The 22,835-nt window shown below is 59.2% G+C and carries 21 protein-coding genes and 1 pseudogene; 15 read left to right on the forward strand and 7 right to left on the reverse strand.

The features are described from left to right. Positions 1-90: 90 nt before the first annotated feature. Positions 91-1,107, reverse strand: coding sequence for a pirin family protein (locus tag RAE19_RS12760; protein ID WP_313875244.1), 1,017 nt, complete (start codon positions 1,105-1,107; stop codon positions 91-93). Between the two features lie 56 nt (positions 1,108-1,163). Here RAE19_RS12760 and RAE19_RS12765 point away from each other — a divergent pair, with 56 nt between their 5' ends. From RAE19_RS12765 to RAE19_RS12775, 3 genes and pseudogenes are all read left to right on the forward strand, one after another. Beyond that, positions 1,164-2,333: a sialidase family protein gene (locus tag RAE19_RS12765; RefSeq protein ID WP_313875245.1), complete on the forward strand. Its 1,170-nt coding sequence runs from the start codon at positions 1,164-1,166 to the stop codon at positions 2,331-2,333. Then, positions 2,330-2,968, forward strand: coding sequence for a hypothetical protein (locus RAE19_RS12770; protein ID WP_313875246.1), 639 nt, complete (start codon positions 2,330-2,332; stop codon positions 2,966-2,968). Before RAE19_RS12765 ends, RAE19_RS12770 begins: the two co-directional genes overlap by 4 nt. A 155-nt stretch (positions 2,969-3,123) precedes the next feature. After that, positions 3,124-4,469: pseudogene (locus tag RAE19_RS12775) on the forward strand (dicarboxylate/amino acid:cation symporter). Positions 4,470-4,513: 44 nt separating this feature from the next. Here the strand turns inward: RAE19_RS12775 and RAE19_RS12780 are convergent. Further along, complete coding sequence (locus tag RAE19_RS12780; protein ID WP_313875247.1) at positions 4,514-4,663, reverse strand: lmo0937 family membrane protein; 150 nt, start codon at positions 4,661-4,663, stop codon at positions 4,514-4,516. 286 nt (positions 4,664-4,949) lie between these two features. Between RAE19_RS12780 and RAE19_RS12785 the strand changes: the two genes are divergently transcribed. From RAE19_RS12785 to RAE19_RS12810, 6 genes are all read left to right on the forward strand, one after another. Beyond that, a complete protein-coding gene (locus RAE19_RS12785) occupies positions 4,950-5,651 on the forward strand; it encodes a TetR/AcrR family transcriptional regulator (protein ID WP_313875248.1) in 702 nt (233 codons plus the stop codon). 116 nt (positions 5,652-5,767) lie between these two features. Then, positions 5,768-6,286: a TRAP transporter small permease gene (locus RAE19_RS12790; RefSeq protein WP_313875249.1), complete on the forward strand. Its 519-nt coding sequence runs from the start codon at positions 5,768-5,770 to the stop codon at positions 6,284-6,286. Positions 6,287-6,304: 18 nt separating this feature from the next. Further along, on the forward strand, positions 6,305-7,582 hold the full coding sequence (locus RAE19_RS12795) for a TRAP transporter large permease subunit (RefSeq protein WP_313875250.1): 1,278 nt from the start codon (positions 6,305-6,307) through the stop codon (positions 7,580-7,582). Between the two features lie 100 nt (positions 7,583-7,682). Beyond that, positions 7,683-8,687: a TRAP transporter substrate-binding protein gene (locus RAE19_RS12800; RefSeq protein WP_313875251.1), complete on the forward strand. Its 1,005-nt coding sequence runs from the start codon at positions 7,683-7,685 to the stop codon at positions 8,685-8,687. Between the two features lie 66 nt (positions 8,688-8,753). Beyond that, positions 8,754-9,200 carry a type II 3-dehydroquinate dehydratase gene (aroQ, locus tag RAE19_RS12805; protein ID WP_313875252.1) on the forward strand — a complete coding sequence of 149 codons (447 nt, stop codon included), beginning with the start codon at positions 8,754-8,756 and terminating at the stop codon, positions 9,198-9,200. Then, positions 9,200-10,036, forward strand: coding sequence for a shikimate dehydrogenase family protein (locus tag RAE19_RS12810; protein ID WP_313876233.1), 837 nt, complete (start codon positions 9,200-9,202; stop codon positions 10,034-10,036). The genes aroQ and RAE19_RS12810 overlap by 1 nt, the downstream gene beginning before the upstream one ends. Positions 10,037-10,077: 41 nt before the next feature. Here RAE19_RS12810 and RAE19_RS12815 read toward each other — a convergent pair whose 3' ends face one another. The 4 genes from RAE19_RS12815 to metK all read right to left on the reverse strand — a co-directional run bounded on the left by RAE19_RS12815 (position 10,078) and on the right by metK (position 14,862). Further along, positions 10,078-11,847: an ArnT family glycosyltransferase gene (locus tag RAE19_RS12815; RefSeq protein WP_313875253.1), complete on the reverse strand. Its 1,770-nt coding sequence runs from the start codon at positions 11,845-11,847 to the stop codon at positions 10,078-10,080. A gap of 90 nt (positions 11,848-11,937) precedes the next feature. After that, complete coding sequence (locus RAE19_RS12820; RefSeq protein ID WP_313875254.1) at positions 11,938-12,420, reverse strand: GtrA family protein; 483 nt, start codon at positions 12,418-12,420, stop codon at positions 11,938-11,940. Further along, a complete protein-coding gene (locus RAE19_RS12825) occupies positions 12,417-13,523 on the reverse strand; it encodes a glycosyltransferase family 9 protein (protein WP_313875255.1) in 1,107 nt (368 codons plus the stop codon). Before RAE19_RS12825 ends, RAE19_RS12820 begins: the two co-directional genes overlap by 4 nt. Positions 13,524-13,677: 154 nt before the next feature. Next, positions 13,678-14,862: a methionine adenosyltransferase gene (gene metK / locus RAE19_RS12830; protein ID WP_313875256.1), complete on the reverse strand. Its 1,185-nt coding sequence runs from the start codon at positions 14,860-14,862 to the stop codon at positions 13,678-13,680. A gap of 178 nt (positions 14,863-15,040) precedes the next feature. Here metK and RAE19_RS12835 point away from each other — a divergent pair, with 178 nt between their 5' ends. Further along, positions 15,041-15,892, forward strand: a complete 852-nt coding sequence (locus RAE19_RS12835) for a lysophospholipid acyltransferase family protein (RefSeq protein WP_313875257.1) — start codon at positions 15,041-15,043, stop codon at positions 15,890-15,892. A 4-nt stretch (positions 15,893-15,896) separates the two neighbouring features. After that, entirely contained in the window at positions 15,897-16,757 is an 861-nt protein-coding gene (locus RAE19_RS12840; protein ID WP_313875258.1) for a lysophospholipid acyltransferase family protein, read from the forward strand. Here RAE19_RS12840 and yihA read toward each other — a convergent pair. Then, complete coding sequence (yihA, locus tag RAE19_RS12845) at positions 16,751-17,485, reverse strand: ribosome biogenesis GTP-binding protein YihA/YsxC (protein WP_313876234.1); 735 nt, start codon at positions 17,483-17,485, stop codon at positions 16,751-16,753. The genes RAE19_RS12840 and yihA overlap by 7 nt on opposite strands. A 70-nt stretch (positions 17,486-17,555) precedes the next feature. On the opposite strand from yihA, the gene RAE19_RS12850 reads away from it, so the two are divergent. The 4 genes from RAE19_RS12850 to msrP all read left to right on the forward strand — a co-directional run bounded on the left by RAE19_RS12850 (position 17,556) and on the right by msrP (position 22,825). Continuing rightward, complete coding sequence (locus tag RAE19_RS12850) at positions 17,556-18,194, forward strand: c-type cytochrome (protein ID WP_313875259.1); 639 nt, start codon at positions 17,556-17,558, stop codon at positions 18,192-18,194. A gap of 101 nt (positions 18,195-18,295) precedes the next feature. Further along, on the forward strand, positions 18,296-20,425 hold the full coding sequence (locus RAE19_RS12855) for a cytochrome c biogenesis protein ResB (protein WP_313875260.1): 2,130 nt from the start codon (positions 18,296-18,298) through the stop codon (positions 20,423-20,425). Next, positions 20,422-21,771, forward strand: coding sequence for a c-type cytochrome biogenesis protein CcsB (gene ccsB / locus RAE19_RS12860; protein WP_313875261.1), 1,350 nt, complete (start codon positions 20,422-20,424; stop codon positions 21,769-21,771). The genes RAE19_RS12855 and ccsB overlap by 4 nt, the downstream gene beginning before the upstream one ends. Positions 21,772-21,817: 46 nt before the next feature. Then, a complete protein-coding gene (gene msrP, locus RAE19_RS12865; RefSeq protein ID WP_313875262.1) occupies positions 21,818-22,825 on the forward strand; it encodes a protein-methionine-sulfoxide reductase catalytic subunit MsrP in 1,008 nt (335 codons plus the stop codon). Positions 22,826-22,835 lie beyond the last annotated feature (10 nt).

Here is a 22,835-nt window from a genome sequence, read left to right on the forward strand (position 1 = left end):
CGGTAATTAAATGAACTGATCGGTAACTTTTTTGATTCCGTTGGTTTTTCAATCGACCATGACCGGCCGCACCTGGCAGGTCAGCCGCTGCTACCGCTCTTCAATCTTGCCGTCCGCGTGCTTGGCGAAGCGGCCTTTGTCGCGCGGGTGCACGGGGTCATTGGCGCCCCAGGGCCAGCCGCCGAATTCGGTGCGACGGTAGTCGGCAAAGGCCTGGTGGATTTCAGCCTGGGTGTTCATCACAAACGGACCGTATTGCGCCACCGGCTCGCCGATGGGGCGGGCTTGCAGCACCAGCAACTCAGACTCCGCATCGCCATTCACCAAGGTGCAGTCGTGGTCGGCTTGCACCACCATCACCGACTTCACCGGCACGTCTTCCCCCGCTACTTGCAGGGCGCCACCTTTGAAGAAATACAGCACGCGGCGGGTGGCCGCACTCTCGGCTGCTGGCAGCGTCCACTGCGCGCCGGGACTGAGTTGGATGGTGTAAATCCCGAGGTCGCTGCCGGGCTCGCTGGCCCACGAATCCGGTGGCGGTGGCAGGCCTCGTTTGTCATTCAGCTTGCCGGCAATGCAGACCACTTCGGTGGTTTTGCCCTGCGCGTCGGTGGCCGTGATGCGAGGAATATCTTCGTGCCAGAACATGGTGAAGTGCGGCTCGGCCATTTTGTTTTTGGCCGGCAGGTTCACCCAGATCTGGAACAGCTCGGTAGGGTTGGGCGCGTCGGCGTGCAGCAGCGGAAACATCTCGCAGTGCACGATGCCTTTGCCGGCAGTGAGCCACTGCACATCACCACCGCCAAAGCGGGCAGTAGCACCCAGCGAGTCCGAGTGGTCGATGCGGCCGTTGCGCACGATGGTGACGGTCTCAAACCCCCGGTGCGGGTGCGAGGGAAAGCCCGGCACGGTGTCGCCGTGGTACATGCTCCAGCCGTCTTTACCCGCAAAGTCCTGGCCGATATTGCGGCCGGCCAGCAGGGCAGGGTCCGGCGCCATCTGCGCGTTGCCCGCGGGGTAGGCGTCGTTGTGGTGCACACAAAACAAAAACGGGTCCACGGTTTGCCAGGGGAAACCGAGGGGGGCAATGGAGAGCAGTGTTTTCATGGGCTCCATTGTCTTAGCTGTTTCAAGGCCTTGCTGGCGGCCACTAAGATCGCCCCATGTTGTTTTCTTCGTTATGGTCCCGGTGGGCAGTTGTGCTCGTGGGCGCGGCGGCAGTGCTGGCGCTGGATGATGTCGCCCGTCCGGCAGGGCCTCAGCCTGCCCAAGCCGTGTTGCCCGCAGTGTCGGTGCAGGGCAAGCCGGTGCAGGCCGCCAGCCTCCAGCGGGTTGCCATGGGCGACGTTCCGATGCCGCCCGGTACCGCAGCCGCCCATGCGAGCAGCTTGTTGCCGATGCCGGCCAGCAGCCCTGCGGCATTGAGTTTGTTTTGGTTCTCGGGCGAGCGCGAAAGCGGCCCGCTGGTGCAAATTGCGGCCACCCAATGGGACCGGGCGTCTGGCCGTTGGTTAGAGCCGCGCTTTGTGGTGAACCGCCACACCATGGGCGATCTGCTGGGCCACGGTATCCGCCGCTTGGGCAACCCGGTGGCGTGGGCCGATGCGAATGGCCGTATCCATTTGTTTGTGGTGGCGACCGGGTGGGGCGGCTGGGCGGCCAGCCGGGTGCTGCACTTGCGCCAGAGCGGCGCCTCTACCGACTTGCAGGATTTGGCGTTTGAACCGGTGCGGGTGCTGCCCTTGTCTTGGCTGTGGAACACCAGTTTTCTGGTGCGCAACGCGGTAGTGCCGCTGCAGGATGGTGGCACCGTGCTGCCGGTGCACTTTGAGTTGGGTTTGAAGTACCCCGCCGCGGTGCGCCTCGACGAGACCGGTGAGTTTGCGGGCTTGGTTCGCATGTCCAGCTTGGCCTATCAGTTGCAACCCAGTGTGGTGGTGCGCAGCCCCACTGATTGGGTCGCCCTGATGCGCGATGAACGGCACAACGGCAAGATCACCGCTGTCCGCACAAGCGATGGCGGTGCCCACTGGCAAGACCTGCCCGATTTGCCTTTGGGCAACCCGGATTCTGCGGTGGCTACCTTCGGTTTCGGGCCGGACCAGATACTGATGGCCCACAACCCCACGCCTGAAGGCCGGACCCGCCTCGACTTGAGCCGCAGCCGGGACGGGCTGGAGTGGACCTTGCAGCAAACCCTGCGCACCGGCGGAGGAGATGCCGAGTTTTCTTACCCCGCGATGGCGTGGGCAGACGATGCGCTGTGGTTGGCCTACACGGTAGACCGGGCCAGCTTGTCCTGGCAGCGCTTTACCCCCGGGGGTACACCATGAGCGCGCCCGCTTTGCCCGCCTTGGCGGTGATGCAGTGCTGGCTGCATATCGGCTGGGCCTTGGTGCTGGCTGGTGGCGCTGCGGGGCTGTTGGCCCGCCTGCCGGTGCCCCGGTGGGTCCGCCTGAGCGTGCCCGCGGTACTAGGTTTGTGGGCCTTGTGGCCCGGTGAACTGTCGGCCGCCTATGGGTTGGGGCTGGCGTTTCAGGCCCCTAGTGGCGTGCTGGCTTTGCTGAGCGCGTGGTGGGGTTGGACCGCACTGCGCCAGGTGCCGCCAGCAGGTGTTACTGCCCATGGCGCACGCGCTTTCCGTGGGGAAACCGCGCTGGTGCTGGCCGGCATTGTGGCGGGCTGGGTCTTGTTGCTGGATACGTTTGCGCAGCTGCCTTGGTCGGTGTATCCGCTGGGGTTTGGGCCGGCTGCACTGGCAGTGGTGCTGGCCATGGCTTTGGCTCCCTTGTTGCAAGCGGGTGCGATGCGCCGCGGCACGGCCTGGCTGGTTCCGGCAGCGCTGCTGTTGTTTGCGGTGTTTCGCATCCCGAGCGGCAATCTGTGGGACGCGGTGCTCGACCCGTGGCTCTGGCTTGTTTTGCACATCGTGGCAGTGCGCGGGTGGGTGCGCCGCAAGGGCGCGTGAAGCCTTAGAAGTATTAGGGTTAACCCTACTGTTGAACGCCACAGTAGGCGTTGCGGGGTGTGCGCCGTATCGTTGCGCCCTTTCGTAAATCATGGCGCGCACCGCGTGTCCATGGATTTGCGCTTTGCTTTTTTACGCACATTCCACACTCCACCATGTCTTTATCCACCGGGCGTACTCCGCTCTACAAGTCTCTTTACGTCCAAGTTTTGGCCGCCGTGATCTTCGGGGTGCTGCTCGGGCATTTCTTCCCGCAAACCGGCGCAGAGATGAAGCCCCTGGGCGACGCCTTCATCAAGTTGATCAAGATGATCATCGCCCCGATCATTTTCTGTACCGTGGTGGTCGGCATTGCCGGCATGGAGGACATGAAAAAGGTCGGCAAGACCGGCGGCTTGGCGCTGCTGTACTTTGAGATCGTGTCCACGCTGGCCTTGGTCATCGGTTTGGTGGTGGTGAACTTGTTGCAGCCGGGTGCCGGCATGCATGTGGATGCTGCTGCCTTGGACACCAAGAGCATTGCGGCCTACACCGCGCCCGGCAAGATGCAGGGCACGGTTGACTTCCTACTCAATGTGATTCCCAGCTCGGTGATTGATGCATTCGCCAAGGGGGAGATCCTGCAGGTGCTGTTGTTCTCGGTCTTGTTTGGCTTTGCGCTGCACAAGTTCGGCGGTCGCGGCACCATGGTGTTTGACATGATCGAAAAGACATCGCATGTGTTGTTCGACATCGTGGGCATCATCATGAAGGTCGCTCCCATCGGCGCATTCGGCGCGATGGCCTTCACCATCGGCAAATACGGTGTGGATTCGCTGTTCTCGCGGGCAAGCTGATGGGCGCGTTTTACGTGACCTGCCTGATTTTTGTGTTCGGCGTGTTGGGCTTGATCAGCCGCTTGCATGGCTTCAGCATTGTGAAGTTTGTGCGCTACATCAAGGAAGAGTTGCTGATCGTGTTGGGCACTTCGTCCTCGGAGTCGGTGCTGCCCCGCATGATGGAAAAGCTGGAGAACCTGGGCGCCCGCAAGTCGGTGGTTGGCTTGGTTATTCCCACCGGCTACTCGTTCAACCTGGACGGCACGTCGATCTACCTGACCATGGCGGCCGTGTTTATCGCCCAGGCGACCGACACCCCCATGGACCTGACCCAGCAGCTCACTTTGCTGGCGGTGTTGTTGCTCACCTCCAAGGGCGCGGCCGGTATCACCGGTAGCGGCTTCATCGTGTTAGCAGCGACTTTATCTGCCGTGGGCCATGTGCCGGTAGCCGGCTTGGCGCTGATTCTTGGTATTGACCGCTTCATGTCGGAAGCCCGCGCCCTGACCAATCTGGTGGGCAATGGTGTGGCGACCCTGGTGGTGGCCAAGTGGACGGGTGACCTGGATATGCAGCGCATGACTGAAGGCCTGAACAACCCCACGACCATCGAAGCCCAAGAGCCTGAAGTGCTGTTGGACCAGAAGGTGGCCACTATGGCAGTGTCTGCAGACGCGCGCTGAGTGCGATGCAACCCCCCAAAAAATAGGGCCTGCGGGCCCTTTTTTTATAGTGGTTTGCGGCCGTTGATTAGGTTCACCAGAACCATGATTACGGCAATGACCAGAAGGACGTGGATAAAGCCCCCCATCGTGTAGGTACTGACCAGCCCCAGGAGCCACAAGACAATAAGCACAAGTGCGATGGTGTAGAGCATGGGTAACTTTCAAAAAGGCGTGTGCTGGTGCACGGCATTCCAGTCTGCGTGCACCCGGGCTGCTTGGCTGTGTGGAAGGGCACACAGCTATTCGCTATGGGCCCTGCGCAATGGCGCAGGGCCGAACGAGACTTAAGACTGGGGCCGCGAGTTCGACACCGTGGTGCAGGACCAGATCAAAAAAGGCCAGCTCGACCAGCTGCCCAAGTTCCAGTCGCCAGGCGCGGTGCTGCCGGATGAGATGCCGCGCTTGTAACGGCGTTGCGCTCCCTCCTATACTGGCCGAATGAACGAGTTAGTGCATTCCAATAAAGAGACAGACAAACCCACCCGACGCAAAGCGGCCGCGGCCGGTAGCGCCAAGGCTGCGCCCACGCGCACCAACGACCCGGCCCGCACCATGGCCGGCATCCTGGAGGTGGCGACCAAAGAATTTGCCGACAAGGGTTTGAGCGGTGCACGCATCGACGCGATTGCCGAGGCCACCCACACCAGCAAGCGGATGATTTACTACTACTACGGCAGCAAAGAGGGCTTGTACCTCGCGGTGCTGGAGGAGTCGTACCGACGCATGCGGCAGATCGAGGGCGACTTGCACCTGGACGATCTGGAGCCCGAAGCCGCCTTGCGGCGCCTGGTGGAGTTCACCTTCGACCGCCATGCCGACAACGAAGATTTCATCCGCCTAGTGATGAACGAGAACATCCAGCAGGGCACTTTTCTGGCCCAGAGCACCTCGATCCAGCAGCTCAACGTGCCGGCGATCGAGTCGATACGCCGGCTCTACCAACGGGGCGTGGAGCAAGGCGTGTTCCGCGAGTGGCTGGACCCTGTGGACATTCACGCGTCCATTTCGGCGCTGACGTTTTTCAACGTGTCCAACCGCCACACCTTCGGGCTGATCTTCAAGGACAAGGCGCGCTCTGCCCAATCGGCCGACCGGCGCGCCAGCATCACCGACATGGTGGTGCGCTTCGTGCGCAAGTAATTCCTTTCCGGCATAACAGCTTTCCCGGTTATGCCCGGTTGCTTTAGAGAAAACCCGCAATATTAAAAACTAACTAGTTCGTACATTATTGGAAGTGAGACTTTCCGGAGATCTGTGTGCTCAAAAAATTTATCGATGGCTATTGCCGACTGCTGGGGTATGTCATCGCGGCCGCTCTTGCGCTGATGGTGGTGCTGGTGTTCGGCAACGTGTTCATGCGTTATGCCTTCAACTCGGGGCTGACCGTGTCGGAAGAGTTGTCCCGCTGGTTGTTTGTGTGGGTCACCTTCTTGGGCGCCGTGATCGCTTTGCGCGACAACGCCCATTTGGGTACCGACATGCTGGTCGGCAAGTTCGGCCCCAAGGGCAAGCGCTTTGCCATGGGCGTGTCTTTGCTCTTGATGATCTGGTGCCTGTGGCTGATCTTCAAAGGGACTTATGACCAATTCCTGGTCAACAAGGACTCCGACAGCCCGGTGATGGAGGTCTCCATGGGCTGGTTTTATGCCGGTGGCATGGTGTTCTCGGCCTTGAGTTTTCCGATCCTGGCGCTGGACCTGTTCCGCCTAGTGACCGGCCAAATTGCCGACAAGGACCTGATGCTGATTCAGGAATCCGAAGAAGCCCCCCACTAAGCCCCGGAGCCCATTGTCATGACGATCATTATTTTTCTGGGTTCTCTGCTGGCAGCCATGGCCATCGGTGTGCCCATCGCCTTTTCTTTGCTGTTGTGCGGTGCGGCCCTGATGTGGCACCTCAACATGTTCGATGCGCAAATCCTCGCGCAGAACCTGCTCGAGGGCTCCAACAGCTTCCCGCTGCTGGCAGTGCCTTTCTTCATGCTGGCCGGTGAAATCATGAATGCAGGCGGCTTGTCCCGCCGCATCGTGAACTTTGCGATGGCGCTGGTCGGCCACGTCAAAGGGGGTTTGGGCTATGTGACGATCGTGGCCGCGGTGATCATGGCCTCGCTATCCGGCTCTGCGGTGGCGGACGCCGCGGCCTTGACCGCCTTGCTACTGCCCATGATGGTGGCTGCGGGCCACGACAAAGGTCGCTCTGCGGGCCTGATTGCATCGGCCGGCATCATCGCGCCGGTCATACCGCCGAGCATCGGGTTTGTGATCTTCGGCGTGGCCGCCAACGTGTCCATTTCCAAGCTGTTCATGGCGGGTGTGTTTCCGGGCTTGATGCTGGCACTCTCGTTGGTGGTGACCTGGTGGTGGTTGGCTCGCAAAGAGCACATCACCCCGCCGCCTCGCAAAACCATGGCCGAAGTGCTGGACGCCATGCGCCTGGCCACCTGGGCGCTGGTGCTGCCCTTCATCATCGTGTTCGGGCTCAAGTTCGGCGTGTTCACCCCCACTGAGGCTGCGGTTGTGGCGGCGGTGTACTCCTTATTCATCTCGACGGTGATCTACCGCGAGCTGACCTTCGCCAAGCTAATTCCGCTGTTTATCTCTGCGGCCAAAACCAGCGCGGTGGTGATGTTCCTGGTGGCTGCTGCGATGGTCTCTGCCTGGCTGATTACCGTGGCAAACCTGCCGGCCCAGGTGGTGGAGTTGCTGCAGCCACTGCTGGACAGCCCGCGCCTGCTGATGTTCGCGATCATGGTGCTCGTCATTGTGGTGGGTACTGCCCTGGACATGACGCCCACCATCCTGCTGCTGACTCCGGTTTTGATGCCTGTCATCAAGGCTGCAGGCATTGACCCGGTGTACTTCGGTGTGCTGTTCATCATCAACAACGCGATCGGCCTGATCACACCGCCGGTAGGCACCGTGCTCAATGCCGTGGCCGGTGTGGGCAAGGTCCGGATGGATGAAGTCACCAAAGGCGTGGTGCCTTTCATGATTGCCCAGTTCGCCATCATGTTCTTGATGGTGCTGTTCCCGCAACTCGTGATGGTGCCGGCCCGCTGGTTCTATTGATGCGATTCCAAGCCTGTGCGTGATGGGTACGCCACGCACAGGATTCTTATTCACCGCGTACGCCTGCTTTTTATATTTCTAACTGTCCAGGAGACAACTCATGAAGCGACTGTTTATCAAATCCGTCTTGGCAACCGTGGCATTGGCCGCTTGTGGGCTGGCATCGGCCCAGGACATCAAAGAGCGCACCATCAAATTCGGCCTGAACAGCCCCGAAGGTCACCCCGCCGTGGCCGGTATGCGCAAATTCGCATCCGCGGTCGAAGCCAAGTCAGGTGGCAAGATCAAGGTGCAGTTGTTCTTGAACGGATCTTTGGGTAGCGACCAGGCCACCTTGTCCGCACTTAAGGGCGGCACCGTGGAAATGGCCGTGATGAACTCCGGCATTCTGGCCAGCGAAGTGAAAGCGCTGGAAATTTTTGACTTCCCCTTCCTGTTTGCCAACGAGAAAGAAGCGGACGCGATTGTGGACGGCCCCATTGGTCAGAAAATGCACGCCGCCTTGGCGGACCGTGGCATCGTTGGCCTGTCTTACTGGGAGCTGGGTTTCCGCAACATCACCACCGGTAAAAAGGTCATCACCAAGGTGGACGACATCGCCGGCCTGAAGCTGCGCGTGATCCCCAACGCCATCAACGTGGACTGGGTGAAGGCTTTGGGCGCGAACCCCACACCGCTGCCATTCCCTGAGGTGTATGCCGCCCTGGAGCAGGGCGCGATTGACGGCCAGGAAAACCCGATCGCCGTGATCGCCGCCAACAAGTTCTGGGAAGTGCAAAAGAACGTGGCCCTCACCAACCACCAGTACAACCCCCAGTCCGTGATCTTCAGCAAAAAGGTGTGGGACACCATGTCTGCTGTTGAAAAGAAAATCATCGACGAGTCCGCCGACGAAGCGGTGAAAGCCCAGCGTGAAGCCAACCGCGCCGCCTTGAACAACAACCTCGAGTTGCTCAAGAAAAACGGAATGAACGTGACGACTCTGCCAGCGGCAGAAATCGCCAAGCTGCGTGAGAAGATGAAGCCCGTGATCGACAAGCACAGCGCTGCCTTGGGCACCGTCGTGGCTGATGTGCAGGCCGAGTTGGCCAAGATGCGCAAGTAATCACGCCGTGCGGAGTGGCCTGCAAGGGCTGCTCCGCGTTTGATTCCATCTTCTCTAGAGGTTTGTATGAAAGTCCTGATGCTCCACGGCATTAACCACAACATGTTCGGCAAGCGCGATCCGGTGCAGTACGGCACCATCACGCTCGATGAAATCAACGCCGACCTGACGGCCTTGGGCCGCGAACTGGGTGTGGAGGTGGAGACCTTTCAAACCAACCATGAAGGCGCCATGTGCGAGCGCATTCACCAAGGTTTCATCGACGGTGTGGACGCAGTCCTCATCAACGCCGGCGCCTGGACGCACTACAGCTATGGCATCCGCGACGCGCTGGCCATCCTGACCTGCCCCATCGTCGAGTTGCACATGTCCAATATTCACGCCCGTGAGGAGTTCCGGCACAAATCCGTGTTCGCGGAAATCGTCAAGGGCCAGATCGCAGGCTTCGGCGCGGACAGCTACCTGCTGGCCCTGCGCGCCGGGGTGTCTGCGGCGAAAGCTGCGAAAAAATGATCATCAACGGCAATACAGAGCTCATTGTTCACCTCGGTTACCCGACCCACGCCTTCAAGGCGCCCATGATCTACAACCCCTGGTTTGAAAAAGCCGGGGTCAATGCGGTGGTGGTGCCCATGGGCTCCAAGCCAGAAGATTTCCCCGCCTTCTTGCGCAGCGTGTTCAAGCTCTCCAACATCCGGGGCGCCCTGATCACTATGCCGCACAAGGTGACCACCACCACGCTGGTGGACGAGCTCTCGCCCACCGCCCAGATTGCTGGTGCCTGCAACGCCGTGCGCCTAGGGCCTCAAGGCCAGTTGCAAGGCGACATGTTCGATGGCGCAGGCTTCGTGCGCGGGGTGCTGCGCAAAGGGCTGGTGCTCAAGGGCGCACGCGCTCTGGTAGTGGGGAGCGGTGGCGTGGGCTGTGCGATTGCCGCATCGCTGGCAGCCGAAGGCTTGTCGGCGTTGGCGCTGTTTGATGTGAATGCAGACGCCGCTGAGGGGCTGGCAGCACGGTTGCGCCAGCACTACCCGCAGATTGATGTCACCACCGGATCCACCGATCCGGCAGGTTTTGACCTGGTGGTGAACGCTACGCCGCTGGGCATGAACGAGGGTGACCCGATGCCCCTCGATGTGTCGCGCCTGTCAGCCCGCACCTTCGTGGGCGAAGTGGTCATGAAAACCGAGACCACCGCATTTCTGGCGGCAGCCATTGCACGTGGCTGCCAGGTGCAGGTGGGCTCGGACATGTTGTTTGAGCAGATTCCGGCGTATCTGGAGTACTTCGGCCTGCCCAGCACCCATGCCGACGAGCTACGCGCATTGGCTACTTTGCAGTACCAGTAAGCCTTTAACCAGGCCTTGTTCCGGGGCCTTTTACTAGGCGTTTACCGGGTGGCTGTGAGCAGCCACTCGCGACGGAACAGCCAGTCTTGCACCTGCCAGAGGTTGTCCAGCGTGACTTCGCCGTCCTTGTGGCGGCTCTTCACGTGCCAGCGCTGCGCCAACATAGTGCAATCAGGCAGGCAGGAGGGCAGCTCGTTCAAGTCCTCTTGTAGCCAGACCACGGCATCAAATTCATTCAGCAAGCGCGCTAGCCGTTCCTTGGGCGGCATCTCGGGGTAGAGCGCGCCGGTGTTGCGGCCTTCCGCGTCATAGGGCGTGATGCGCGCGCCATGTAGCTGGAAGTGATAGCGCTCATACTGCCCGGTAAAGCCGTTGGGCACGGCGACCCGCTGGCCCTTCATTTGCGCTTCAATGGCCGGGCTGTAGCCCGCTTCGTCTTTGGAGATCGGTTGCACCATGAGGGTGAAGCAGCCATACACCGCCAGCACTGCCACAAGGCTGGCATTGCCCGCCCATGATTTTCGGCAAAAACCGGCGATAGCCGCCGTAATGCCTGCGCCTGCAGCTATCAAAGTAATAGCGACTTCGCTGGTGGATGCCATCGACAAGTTCCCCATCACCCAGCTGATCCGACCGAGCATCACCAATGCCGGGACTGTGATCAGCAGGGTGAGCCAGAACCACAGACGGGGCAGCCGGTCCCACACCAGTGCCATGGCAATCGCCACCGCCGGCATGGCAGTAATCACATAGCGCTCCGAGCGCTGGTTGGGCACGGTGAACACCACCAGCCACACCACGATCCAGGCCAGCAAGACCCAGAGCGATGGGCTCAGGTTCGAGAGGCGGCGCAGCTGTCCCGTATGGCGCAGGGCCAGCAGGCAAAAACCCAGCACCGGCAGCGCCAACAAACCACCGTTTGACGGGTAGGCCAGCAGCTGCGTCCACATCGGGTAAGGGCCCGACAGCGCGGCCTGCCAGTAGCCCATGCTGCTGGACATCTTGCCCGCGTTTTCTGCCACCACGAACTCCTGCCAGACACTGGCGGGGTCCGGGTCCAACACAAACCACAGCGCAAAAATACCCAGGCCCAGCACAGCGCTCCAGCCGCAACCCAGCGTGGTGCGCAACGCGGTGCGCCAGCTCCAAGGCGTGTTCAGCAGCACCGCGCACCACAAGGCGGCAGCGGCCGGTGCCACCAGCGCAAAAGACTTGTAGGCCGCGCCCAGGCCCATGGCGATACCGAACAAGGTGTAGGCCACGGGGCCGGGAGTGGTGTCCGCACGGTGCATGCTGCCGTCGGCGCTTGCGCGCAGGCGCAGCCACAGCACCCACCACATGGGCAAGGCCAGCCAGAAGGTCTCAGGCGCAGAGGTGAGGTACACCCGCCCGTAACGGAAGGTAGAGAAAAACAACAGGTACAGCGCAGCGGCCACGCAAGCGGTGCGCACCCGGCTCGACGCTTCGCTCATCCGGTAAGCAAAAAACGCCAGCAGGGCGGTGGTGGCAAAGGTGTAGGCAATGCTGGGCAGGCGCAATGCGAACAAACTCCAGGTCTCCCCCCAACCGCCGGCCACCATGGCCTGCCAGATCAGCAGGGGCGGCTTGGTATTGCGGGTGCCCACCAGCTCGGACTGTAGCGGCAGCCAATGGTCGCTCTCGGCCGTCATGCGGGCGATATGGATGTAGACCATTTCGTCGCCATTGGTGGGGGCGTAGCTGCCGCCCAAACCCAAGAGATACAAAGCACTTGCTATAAAAACAAGAGCTAACCACGCAATATCGGCGGGGGCTATTTGCTTATTTGGCATAAAAAGAGCGGCGGGGTTGTAGGCCTGTGGATGCCGTGGGCACCCGAGCGGTCGTGCGCCGTGCCATGGCCTTGGCGCAGCGGATGGCCGTCAGTCGCGGTGACGCTTGAACGTCCACCGGTCGTTGGCCAGAAAGTTGCTGACACTGGCTGCCAGGATGGCAATGATGTTGGCCAGCCGGTAGTCCATGCTGCCGGACAGCAGCAAGGTCAATACATATTGCATGCCACTACCGAAAGCCGACGCAGTGACGTACTGCCCGAACTCCATGCCCAGCAAGCGCAGGCTGACGGGTTGCACTTCGCCGGCTTCCAGCGTTTTCACCCGGTCGGACCAAGTCCATAGCCGGTTCCAGGTGAAGTTGTTCAGGGTTGCCAGCGCAATCGCCAGCACCAATGAAAAGTAGGGCTTGTTGTAGCCGGATTCGATCTCGTTGAACAAAAACTCATGACCGAAATGCAGCACCGCCAGGTTCACCACGGTGCCGCTCGCACCCACAATGCCGAACTTGATGTACCGGTAGCGCTCCAGCAGCCCGAGGGCCCACAGCACGGTGCGTTGCAGCCCGTTCATGCAGCAGAGCTCTCGACAGCGGTGCCCAGGTACTGCAGGGCTTGCGCCAGCACCGGGTCAGGTGCAATCCGCTTGAGACACTGGTTGTCACCATCGCAGAAGGTGAGGCGGTGGTTGTAGGCTGTCAAACACGGCGAGCAGGCAATGCCGCTCTCCAGAATGATGGTTTTTTTGCCCAAGGGGCCGTACAGCTTGCCGGTCTCAGGGCCGAAAAACACCATGGTCTGGATGGGAGTGACCGTTGCAAAGTGGCTGGGGCCACCGTCGTTGGTGATCAGCAGGCGGCTGGCATGCATCAGCATCAGCAGCTCGCGGATGCTTTTGGTGTAGCCGGTCAGGTCAATACAGGCCTCGCTGCCGACCTGGGTTTTGAGGTCACGCGCCAGCACAGCATCGTCTTTCAAACCGATCAGGCCCACGGCGTATCCGGCATTGCACAAGCCCTGAACCACCCGGGCGTAATGGCTGGCAGGCCAAGCCCGCTCGGGCAGGATGCCGCCGCCCGCATAGACCAGCACCAAGGCGCGGTTTGCGGTCACGGGGTGATCCGCTTCCACCTTCTGGCGGTAGCTGCGCAGTTCATCGGCGCTGAACGGAACCGAGAGCTCGGGCTCGGAGGGAATCTCACGGATGGCACCTGCGCGGTTGCGGGGCATGGCCTCCGGCGACTGGAGTGCATCCACCAACGACAAAAACTGTTTGCTAATGTGCTGGTAGGGGTTGTAGGGAATGCTGTGGTTGATGAAGCTTCCGCGATACAGGCCCTCTTGGGTGTGCGGCGTGAAGCCCACCCGCACGGGGGCGCCGGTGCTGAACGACAGCAGGGCGCTTACCCGGGAAAATAGCTCGCAATCGATCACCGCGTCCAGCCCGATGCGGCGCATCTGCAGACTAACTCTGAGGATGTCGCTGATCAGCGATGCGCCCGAGCTGTCGTCCAAGGTGTGCATGTGGGCCACATCCGTCAATGACAGCAGCTTGGAGACTTCCTGGTTTTTTTTGAGTTGCAGGATGTGGATCGCAGCCCCAGGGTATTGGCGGCGCAATGCCGCAAACATCGGGCCTGCGAGCACGATGCTGCCCATCTCGGAGAGCAAGATCACCAGGATGTTTTTCGGTGCGGCCTGGCATGCGCGCCGGTGCACCGAACATGCCGGTCAACTTGACCCATCCTGACACCGCGCCGCACAGGAGCTGGCCTGCCCAGCGGTCAATGAAGCGTTGTGTCTGGATATTCATGGGTGCGGGGGATCGGGTTTACTTCAGGCCAGCGGCTGCGCGCAAAGCGGCGGCTTTGTCGGTGCGTTCCCAGGTGAATTCGGGCTCTTCGCGGCCGAAGTGGCCGTACGCCGCCGTCTTCTCGTAGATAGGGCGGAGCAGGTCCAGCATCTGGATGATGCCCTTGGGACGCAGGTCAAAATGTTCGTTCACCAGGGCGGCGATCTGCTCATCCGGGATCACGCCGGTACCTTCGGTGTACACGGTCACGTTCATCGGCTTGGCCACACCAATCGCATAGGCTACCTGGATCTGGCACTGCTTGGCCAGGCCGGCTTTCACAATGTTTTTCGCAACATAGCGGGCTGCATACGCCGCAGAGCGGTCCACTTTCGATGGGTCTTTGCCAGAGAACGCGCCACCACCGTGGGGGCAGGCGCCACCGTACGTGTCCACAATGATTTTGCGACCGGTCAGGCCGCAATCGCCTTGGGGGCCGCCGATCACAAAGCGGCCGGTGGGGTTGATCAGGTAGCGGGTGTTTTGCAGCCACTCTTTGGGCAGCACCGGCTTGATGATTTCTTCAATGATGGCTTCGGTGAACGAGGCCTTCATCTTGTGCTGGGTCTCCGACTGGTCAGGGCTGTGCTGGGTAGACAGCACCACGGTGTCGATGCTGTGGGGCTTGCCGTCTACATAGCGCATGGTCACCTGGCTCTTGGCGTCGGGGCGCAGGAAGGGCAGGCGGCCATCTTTGCGCAGCTGGGCTTGGCGCTCCACCAGGCGGTGCGCGTAGTAGATGGGTGCGGGCATCAGCTCGGGCGTTTCATCGCAGGCGTAACCGAACATCAAGCCTTGGTCACCGGCACCGATGTTGAGGTGATCGTCAGAGGCGTGGTCCACGCCCTGTGCGATGTCGTTGGACTGCTTGTCGTAGGCCACCAATACAGCGCAACCCTTGTAGTCGATGCCGTACTCGGTGTTGTCGTAGCCAATGCGCTTGATGGTGTCGCGCGCGACCTGGATGTAGTCCACATGTGCGTTGGTCGTGATTTCACCGGCCAAAACTACCAGACCGGTGTTGGTCAGCGTCTCAGCAGCTACGCGGGAGCGGGGGTCTTGTTTGAAAATTGCATCCAGGATCGCATCGGAAATCTGGTCTGCGACCTTGTCGGGGTGGCCTTCTGATACGGACTCAGAGGTAAAGAGGAAGTCGTTCGCCATAAAGTTTCTCCAAAAAAACATCAAGACGCGTTGCTTGAGCTTTGGGGCTTTCAGCGAACGCTTTAGCAGATCCGCCGGAATCGGCGAGGCACAATGGCTCCTTTTTGATCAGTTGCCCCTGTGAAGTCACCCTGCAAGTAGTTCTATAACTCGGTGACGTCGCGGATTTTAGCCCACCATGGCCTTTGTATTTCGATTCCTTTCCCGACAGCCGCTGGGTCTGTTACACCGCATCGGCTGGCTGTGTGGCTGGTTGGTGTATGGCTTGTCGCCGACCTATCGCCGTCGTTTGCAGGAGAACGCGCGTCTCGCCGGTGTGAAGCCGTCGTGTGTGCGCGCCTCGATCGAAGCGGCCGGGCAGATGGTGTTGGAGTTACCCCGTCTCTGGATTGGCCCTGAGGTGCCCGTGCAGTGGGATGGCGCGGAACTGATTGATACGGCCTTGGAGTCTCATCAAGGCGTGATTTTTTTGACGCCGCATTTGGGGAGTTTCGAAGTCACCGCCCGGGCCTATGCCCAGCGCTTCGGTGTTGCCCATGCTCCCATGACGGTGCTGTACCGGCCTGCGCGTCAGGTCTGGTTGCGAAGCATCATCGAAGCAAGCCGCCGGCGCCCGGGCTTGGCCACGGCCCCTGCCAATCTTGCGGGGGTAAAGCAGTTGATCAAAGCTTTGCGCTCGGGCCAAGCCGTGGGCTTACTGCCCGATCAGGTACCGCCCGAGGGGCAGGGCGCCTTGGTTTCGTTTTTTGGTAAACCGGCTTACACCATGACCTTGGCGGCACGCCTGGCCCAGCAGACCGGTGCCCGAGTGGTGCTGGCTTGGGGCGAACGATTGGAAGGTGGTAAGGGCTTTCGGGTGTGTGTCAGGCCGTTTGACGAAGCGCTTTCTGCAGATGTAGTGCAGGCCACTTTACAAATCAACCGCGCCATGGAGCGTGTCATCCACGAGCTGCCCGGTCAGTATTTGTGGGGCTATGCACGCTATAAACAACCGCGTCAGCCCGAAGGGGCCCCGGAACAAAAAGGTTGACAGGATGAGTCGTTGGATTTTGCGCGTGATGGAATGGCTGGGGCGGCTTCCGCTGCCTTGGCTGCGGGCGCTTGGCGTCGGGCTGGGAGTCGCCTTATTTTTGCTGGTAGGGTCCCGCCGCCGAGTGGTGCTGACCAACCTGCGGATCTGCTTCCCGAGACACACGCCTTGGCGGCGTGGGCGATTGGCCGTGGCAACTTTTGTGGCTTTCGCTCAGGCGTGGCTCGATCGCGGCTGGCTTTGGCACGCCTCTGACAAGATGTTGCGGACGCGATTGCAATTGACGGGTGCGCTCCATGAGCTGGCCGGTAATGCTCCGACGATTTTGTTCGCACCCCATTTCGTCGGGCTCGATGCGGGTTGGACCGCATTGACGCAGCAAGTTGATCGGTCTTTCACGACGATTTACACCGATCAGGCAAATAAAGTGGCCGACGATTGGATTCTGGCCGGGCGCAAACGCCTCGGTGGCCGATTGTTCGGGCGGATAGAGGGCGTCAAACCCATCATTGCCGGGTTGAAAGCGGGGGAGCCGTTGTACCTGTTGCCGGATATGAACTTTGGTCCGGAAGAGTCTGTTTACGTTCCGTTTTACGGGCGTCCTGCGGCTACGGTGCCTTCACTCTCACGGTTCGCGCGCCTGTCTCGCGCGAAGGTGGTCCCTATTGTTTGCAAGTTGGTGCCTTCCGGCTATGAAATCGAGGTATTGCCCGCTTGGACAGACTACCCCAGCACCGATTTACAGGCCGATACTGCCCGGATGAACCAGATGCTGGAGACTTACATCAATCGCATGCCGGCTCAATACTATTGGGTGCACAAGCGTTTCAAGGACCAGCCCGAGGGCTGGTATCCGCCTTATTGAGCAGCGGGGGCTTCGGCTGCGGTCGCGACGGGAGCTGGCAGATCGGGGTGTGCCCAGTCCCATAACAGGGTGGCAACGTCTTCAATCCCGGTGCGTTTGGTCGCCGAAAAGAGACGAACTTCGCCACCGCCCGCCTGAAGTTTGGTGATGGAGAGCACTTTGGCGCCCTCGCTGCGGGTGAGCTTGTCCGCTTTGGTCAGAATTACCAGGAATTTCAGGCCTTCCGCGACCCGGGGGCGGATGACGTCCAGCAAGATCTCGTCGAGCTCTGTCATGCCGTGACGCGGATCACACATCAGCACGATGGCTTTCAGGTTTTTGCGGGTAACCAAATAATTGGCCATGACTTGCTGCCAGCGGATTTTGTCCTGTTTGGGCACCGCGGCGTAGCCATATCCGGGCAAGTCGGTGAGAACTGCGTCAGTAACGCCTTGTTTACCCAGTGAAAACAGGTTGATGTGCTGGGTGCGGCCGGGCTTCTTGGAGGCGAAGGCCAGCTGTTTTTGCTGCGTCAGTGTGTTGATGCAGGTTGATTTGCCAGCGTTGGAGCGGCCAACGAAGGCGATTTCGGGTACATCCAATTCAGGAAGAAAGTGCAATTGCGGCGCGGTAGTCAGGAATCGCGCAGTGTGCAACCACCCCAAAGCAACCGCGGCGGCGCTTTTTTCCGGTGGGGTTGTTGGCTTTGGGGTTGGCGTTGTCGCCTTTGGGTTTTGTGTGTTGGTCATTGAAATTGAAGGTAAACCCAGACACGCATTGTAGAATGGCCCAGTTCCGGCTACCAGACACAACATTCCTATGAAGTTGATCGCTCAATTGATTATTGCGGCCTCCGTGGCCGTACTCGCCGTTTCTTCCCATGCGGAAGAGCCGAAAAAAGAGTCAGCCAAAGCTGCAAAGCCGGATCTGGCCAAGGGCGAGGCTGCCTTCGGTGCAGTTTGTGCTGCCTGCCACGGTGCAGACGGTAACTCTGCGATCGCGGGTAACCCCAAGCTTGCCCAGCAGCATCCTGAATACTTGGTGAAGCAGCTTCAAGAATTCAAGTCGGACAAGAGAAATAACGCCGTCATGAAAGGCTTCGCTGCAGGCCTGAGCGATGACGACATGAAAAACATCTCCTTCTGGTTGGCCACCAAGGCTGCAAAGCCCGGCTTTGCGAAGGACAAGGATCTGGTGAGCTTGGGTGAGCGGATTTATCGCGGTGGTATCGCGGATCGCCAAGTCCCAGCCTGTGCCGGATGCCACAGCCCAAATGGCGCAGGTATTCCTTCTCAATACCCACGCTTGAGTGGCCAGCACGCCGACTATTCGGTGGCGCAGCTGGTTGCCTTCCGTGATGGTGTTCGCAAAAACAGCCTGCAAATGACACAAGTGGCAGCCAAGCTGAATGACCGCGAAATCAAGGCGGTATCGGACTACATCGCTGGACTGCGCTGATTCGTCAGCTTTCGGAGGTTCAGGGGAACCAAAGAGAGCATTGACACCCCAACAGGCGGGACCATCCTCTAGATGGCCCGCTTTTTTTTCGATTGTTTTTCATGACCGTTTCCACCCAAGGTATTGAGGTAAAGGCAGGCTCCCGTGCATGGCGCACAAGCGTCGAGCTTTTGTCGTCCATGCGCTTTGCCATTTCTTTGCTGACGGTGATTTGTATTGCCTCAGTGATCGGTACGGTGCTGAAGCAGCACGAGCCGTTAGGGAATTACATCAATCAATTCGGTCCATTTTGGGCTGAAGTGTTCCAGCGTGCCAGTCTGTTCAATGTGTACAGCGCCTGGTGGTTTCTGCTGATCTTGGCATTCCTGGTGGTCAGTACTTCTTTGTGTGTGGCTAGAAACACGCCGAAAATTTTGGTGGATCTGCGCTCTTACAAGGAAAACATCCGCGAGCAAAGTTTGCGCGCCTTTGGGCACAAGGCGCAGGCTGAACTCGCAGAGTCGCCCGAGGCCGCAGCGCGACGACTGGGCGGGTTGCTGGCGGGCGGCGGCTGGAAGGTCAAGCTGCAGTCCCGCGAAACTACGCGGGGCACTGGTTGGATGCTGGCTGCTAAAACAGGTGCCAGCAATAAGCTGGGCTACATCGCTGCGCACAGCGCCATCGTGCTAGTGTGCTTGGGCGGGCTGCTGGATGGTGATTTGGTGGTGCGTGCCCAAATGCTGTTTGCTGATAAAACCCCCTTCAAGGGCGGCGGAATGATTGCCGATGTGCCCGCTCAGCACCGGCTTAGTGAACGCAATCCGACGTTCCGCGGCAACGTGATGGTGTCCGAAGGCACCCAATCCAGCACCGCGATTTTGAATCAGTCGGATGGCATTCTTTTGCAGGAACTGCCGTTTGCCATTGAGCTCAAGAAATTTATTGTGGAGTACTACTCCACGGGCATGCCCAAGCTATTTGCCAGTGATATCGTGATTCACGACAAAGCCACGGGAGAGCAGACTCCGGCCCGGGTGGAAGTGAATCATCCTGCCAGTTTCAAAGGGATTGAAATTTATCAATCTAGTTTTGATGATGGTGGCTCGACACTCAAGTTCAAAGGGGAGTCACTGCGCACCGCTGCGAAACCATTCGACGTGGACGGCGTAGTTGGCGGTAGCAGCGTTATTCAGGGTGACTCGTCTTCTGGTGCAGAGGCGCTGACCGTTGAGTTCACCGGTTTACGTGTCATCAATGTGGAGAATTTGACAGCCGATGCGGTTGGCAAGACTGATGTACGCGGGGTGGATTTGCGCACCTCCATCAATGCCCAACTCGGAGCTGCCAATAAATTGAAGGATGGCAAGACACTGCGCAACATCGGACCGAGCTACAGCTACAAACTCCGTGATAAGGCTGGGCAAGCCCGAGAGTTCAACAACTACATGTTGCCGGTAGATCTGGGTGATGGTCAGTCGGTGTTTTTGTTGGGCATGCGGGAAAGTCCTGCGGAGTCTTTCCGTTATTTGAGAGTGCCTGCTGACGCAGAGGGCAGTCTGGATGGGTTTTTGCGGGTGAGTCGTGCACTCGCGGACCCCGCGATGCGCCAGGAGGCCGTGCGACGTTACGCAAGCAAAGCGGTTGATAAGCAGCGAGATGATTTGATGGGGCAGTTGGCCGGGTCTGCGACTCGCGCGTTGACACTGTTTGCTGGTGCGGGGGGATCTGTGGCGGGTCTGCAAGCGATTTCTGACTTCATTGAGTCCAACGTGCCTGAAGCTGAGCGCAATAAAGCAGGTGAAGTGCTAGTCCGTATTTTGAATGGCGTTCTTTACGAACTGGTGCAGATGACCCGTGAGGCGGCGAAACTGAAGCCATTGCCAGCTGATGCAGAGACTCAACAATTTATGACGCAGTCGGTCTTGGCGCTGAGTGATTTGCCGCTTTATCCCGCCCCGTTTTTGTTGAATTTGACAGACTTCACGCAAGTGCAGGCCAGCGTTTTCCAGGTGGCTCGTGCTCCCGGAAAAACGGTGGTGTACCTCGGTTGTGCCTTGCTGATTCTGGGGATTTTCGCCATGTTGTATGTTCGAGAGCGTCGCTTGTGGATTTGGTTGGAGCCGTTAGATGGCAGATCAGATATCTCTGCGGCAACGATGGCTCTCTCTACCAACCGGAAAACGATGGACGGCGACAAAGAGTTCGAACATTTGAAGCGTCGACTGCTAGCTCTTGAGGAACAAGAAAAATGAGTGCTCTACCTGCCGAATCCGCGGTGATATCTGCCAAAAACATCACCCTGGAACTGAATGACAGCTATTTCCGCCGGACTTGGTGGGAATGGGTTTTTGCCGCTCTCGTGATAGCGGGTGGCGTTTTTGCCTTTACGCGTTATCACTCCGCGATGGATGTCTATGAAAAGGGCATCCTTTTGGGCGCAGTGCCTGCCGCGATCTGGTTGGGCTGGTTGTGGGCACCTTTGCAGCGTCTGATGCTGCTGGTGGCGGTGTTGTCGCTAACGGGCATTGCGGCGTACCAGGGCGATCTTGGCCGTGCTGAAACAGTGTTCGGGCTCAAGTATTTCTTATCCAGCCAGTCCGCGATTTTGTGGATGAGCATGCTGTTCTTTATGGCGACTGCTTTCTATTGGGTGGCTGTTTTCGCCAAGGGCCGCGCCGACGGTTTGGAGCTGGTCGCCTCGCGTTTGGTGTGGGTGGCCGTCACCATGGCGCTAACCGGAACGATGGTGCGCTGGTTTGAAAGCTACCTGCTGGGCGCAGATGTTGGGCACATCCCGGTCAGTAATCTGTATGAAGTGTTCATCATGTTTTGTTGGATGACGGCGCTTTTCTACCTGTATTTTGAAGCGCAGTACAAGACCAGATCGTTGGGCGCTTTTGTCATGCTGATCGTGAGCGCCGCAGTGGGTTTCTTGCTCTGGTACACCGTGGCGCGGCAAGCGCAGGAAATTCAACCTTTGGTGCCGGCGCTCAAAAGCTGGTGGATGAAGCTCCATGTACCCGCCAACTTCATCGGCTATGGCACTTTTGCTTTGGCTGCGATGGTGGCCTTTGCCTATTTGATTAAGCAGCAGGCCACCGAGACCAAGTGGTACCGTTTAGCGCCTCTCTGGTTGCTGGGTATTGTGTTGTGCTTCGAGCCGATTGTGTTTCGCAAGTCTTCGGCATCTGGCCTTAACGATTATTGGGCCGTCTATTTCGGCGTTTCGGCTTTGATCGTGGCTGGGATCCTTTTGGGGCGCCGTGCCATTGCTGAGAAACTACCCTCTTTCGAAGTCTTGGATGATGTGATGTACAAGTCCATCGCGGTGGGGTTCGCATTTTTCACGATCGCGACAGTGTTGGGCGCGCTATGGGCTGCCGAAGCGTGGGGTGGTTATTGGAGCTGGGATCCTAAGGAGACCTGGGCTTTGATCGTCTGGCTCAACTATGCAGCTTGGCTGCACATGCGTCTGATGAAAGGCCTGCGTGGCACGGTCGCCGCATGGTGGGCTTTGGCAGGCTTGGCGATCACCACTTTTGCCTTTATCGGCGTAAATATGTTTTTGAGCGGACTCCATAGCTACGGAACCCTGTAAGGAAACCCAAGCTCGACCGACCAAATCGGAAACAAGGAACACACTTATGCACTATCACTCCAAGTCTAGCGGTTTCCAGCATCCGGCGTCGAGCGAGATAACGCCGCAGGTGGTGTATCAAAACCGACGCAAGCTATTGCAAACCGTCGCGACGGGAGTGGCTGGTGCTGGCTTGGCAACCTGGGCTTCCAGGAATGCCATGGCGCAAGGTTCCGGCTGGGGCAGTCGCCCCGGCAAGTTGGCCGCCTTGACCACAAAGACCACGTCTGTCGATGGTGCCGTTACTGCGGAAAAAGTAACGCCCTACAAAGACGCCAGCACGTACAACAATTTTTACGAGTTCGGGACCGACAAAGCGGACCCGGCAGTGAATGCCCACACGCTCAAGACCTCGCCGTGGACAGTGGAAGTGGAAGGGCTCATCAAAAAGCCGGGCAAGTACGCGCTGGAAGACTTGCTGAAATTGAGTCCACTGGAAGAGCGCGTGTACAGGCTCCGCTGTGTGGAGGGGTGGTCGATGGTGATTCCGTGGGTGGGCTATTCCTTGTCGGAGCTCATCAAGCGAGTCGAGCCTCAGGGGAGTGCCAAGTATGTCGAATTCATCACCTTGGCAGACCCGAAGACGATGCCGTATGTTGGATCACGCGTCTTGGATTGGCCCTACGTGGAGGGCCTCCGGTTGGACGAGGCTCAGCATCCCTTGACCTTGTTAACTTTTGGCATGTATGGCGAGGTTTTGCCTAACCAAAGCGGTGCGCCTGTGAGACTGGTTGTTCCATGGAAATATGGATTCAAGAGTGGCAAGAGCGTTGTGAAAATCCGCTTTACTGAAAAGCCACCGGCCACAGCATGGAACAAAGCCGCAGCGAACGAGTACGGGTTTTATTCGAATGTGAATCCGAATGTGGACCATCCTCGCTGGAGTCAGGCTACGGAGCGCCGTATTGGTGAAGATGGCTTGTTTGCCAAGAAGCGCAAGACACTGATGTTCAACGGTTATGAGGCACAAGTGGGCCAGCTCTACGCAGGTATGGATTTGAAGAAGTTTTTCTAACTGCCCAGCC

It is taken from the genome of Rhodoferax potami, assembly GCF_032193805.1.
Lineage (GTDB): Bacteria > Pseudomonadota > Gammaproteobacteria > Burkholderiales > Burkholderiaceae_C > Allorhodoferax > Allorhodoferax potami_A.

Excerpts from the sequence above, each read along its gene's own strand:
- RAE19_RS12765 (WP_313875245.1), top strand. The coding sequence starts at position 1,164 with ATGTTGTTTTCTTCGTTATGGTCCCGGTGGGCAGTTGTGCTCGTGGGC.
- msrP (WP_313875262.1), top strand. The coding sequence starts at position 21,818 with ATGCACTATCACTCCAAGTCTAGCGGTTTCCAGCATCCGGCGTCGAGC.
- RAE19_RS12785 (WP_313875248.1), top strand. The coding sequence starts at position 4,950 with ATGAACGAGTTAGTGCATTCCAATAAAGAGACAGACAAACCCACCCGA.
- aroQ (WP_313875252.1), top strand. The coding sequence starts at position 8,754 with ATGAAAGTCCTGATGCTCCACGGCATTAACCACAACATGTTCGGCAAG.
- yihA (WP_313876234.1), bottom strand. The coding sequence starts at position 17,485 with ATGACCAACACACAAAACCCAAAGGCGACAACGCCAACCCCAAAGCCA.
- RAE19_RS12815 (WP_313875253.1), bottom strand. The coding sequence starts at position 11,847 with ATGCCAAATAAGCAAATAGCCCCCGCCGATATTGCGTGGTTAGCTCTT.
- RAE19_RS12800 (WP_313875251.1), top strand. The coding sequence starts at position 7,683 with ATGAAGCGACTGTTTATCAAATCCGTCTTGGCAACCGTGGCATTGGCC.
- RAE19_RS12820 (WP_313875254.1), bottom strand. The coding sequence starts at position 12,420 with ATGAACGGGCTGCAACGCACCGTGCTGTGGGCCCTCGGGCTGCTGGAG.
- RAE19_RS12835 (WP_313875257.1), top strand. The coding sequence starts at position 15,041 with ATGGCCTTTGTATTTCGATTCCTTTCCCGACAGCCGCTGGGTCTGTTA.
- RAE19_RS12760 (WP_313875244.1), bottom strand. The coding sequence starts at position 1,107 with ATGAAAACACTGCTCTCCATTGCCCCCCTCGGTTTCCCCTGGCAAACC.
- RAE19_RS12850 (WP_313875259.1), top strand. The coding sequence starts at position 17,556 with ATGAAGTTGATCGCTCAATTGATTATTGCGGCCTCCGTGGCCGTACTC.
- RAE19_RS12780 (WP_313875247.1), bottom strand. The coding sequence starts at position 4,663 with ATGCTCTACACCATCGCACTTGTGCTTATTGTCTTGTGGCTCCTGGGG.
- RAE19_RS12770 (WP_313875246.1), top strand. The coding sequence starts at position 2,330 with ATGAGCGCGCCCGCTTTGCCCGCCTTGGCGGTGATGCAGTGCTGGCTG.
- metK (WP_313875256.1), bottom strand. The coding sequence starts at position 14,862 with ATGGCGAACGACTTCCTCTTTACCTCTGAGTCCGTATCAGAAGGCCAC.
- RAE19_RS12840 (WP_313875258.1), top strand. The coding sequence starts at position 15,897 with ATGAGTCGTTGGATTTTGCGCGTGATGGAATGGCTGGGGCGGCTTCCG.
- RAE19_RS12795 (WP_313875250.1), top strand. The coding sequence starts at position 6,305 with ATGACGATCATTATTTTTCTGGGTTCTCTGCTGGCAGCCATGGCCATC.
- ccsB (WP_313875261.1), top strand. The coding sequence starts at position 20,422 with ATGAGTGCTCTACCTGCCGAATCCGCGGTGATATCTGCCAAAAACATC.
- RAE19_RS12855 (WP_313875260.1), top strand. The coding sequence starts at position 18,296 with ATGACCGTTTCCACCCAAGGTATTGAGGTAAAGGCAGGCTCCCGTGCA.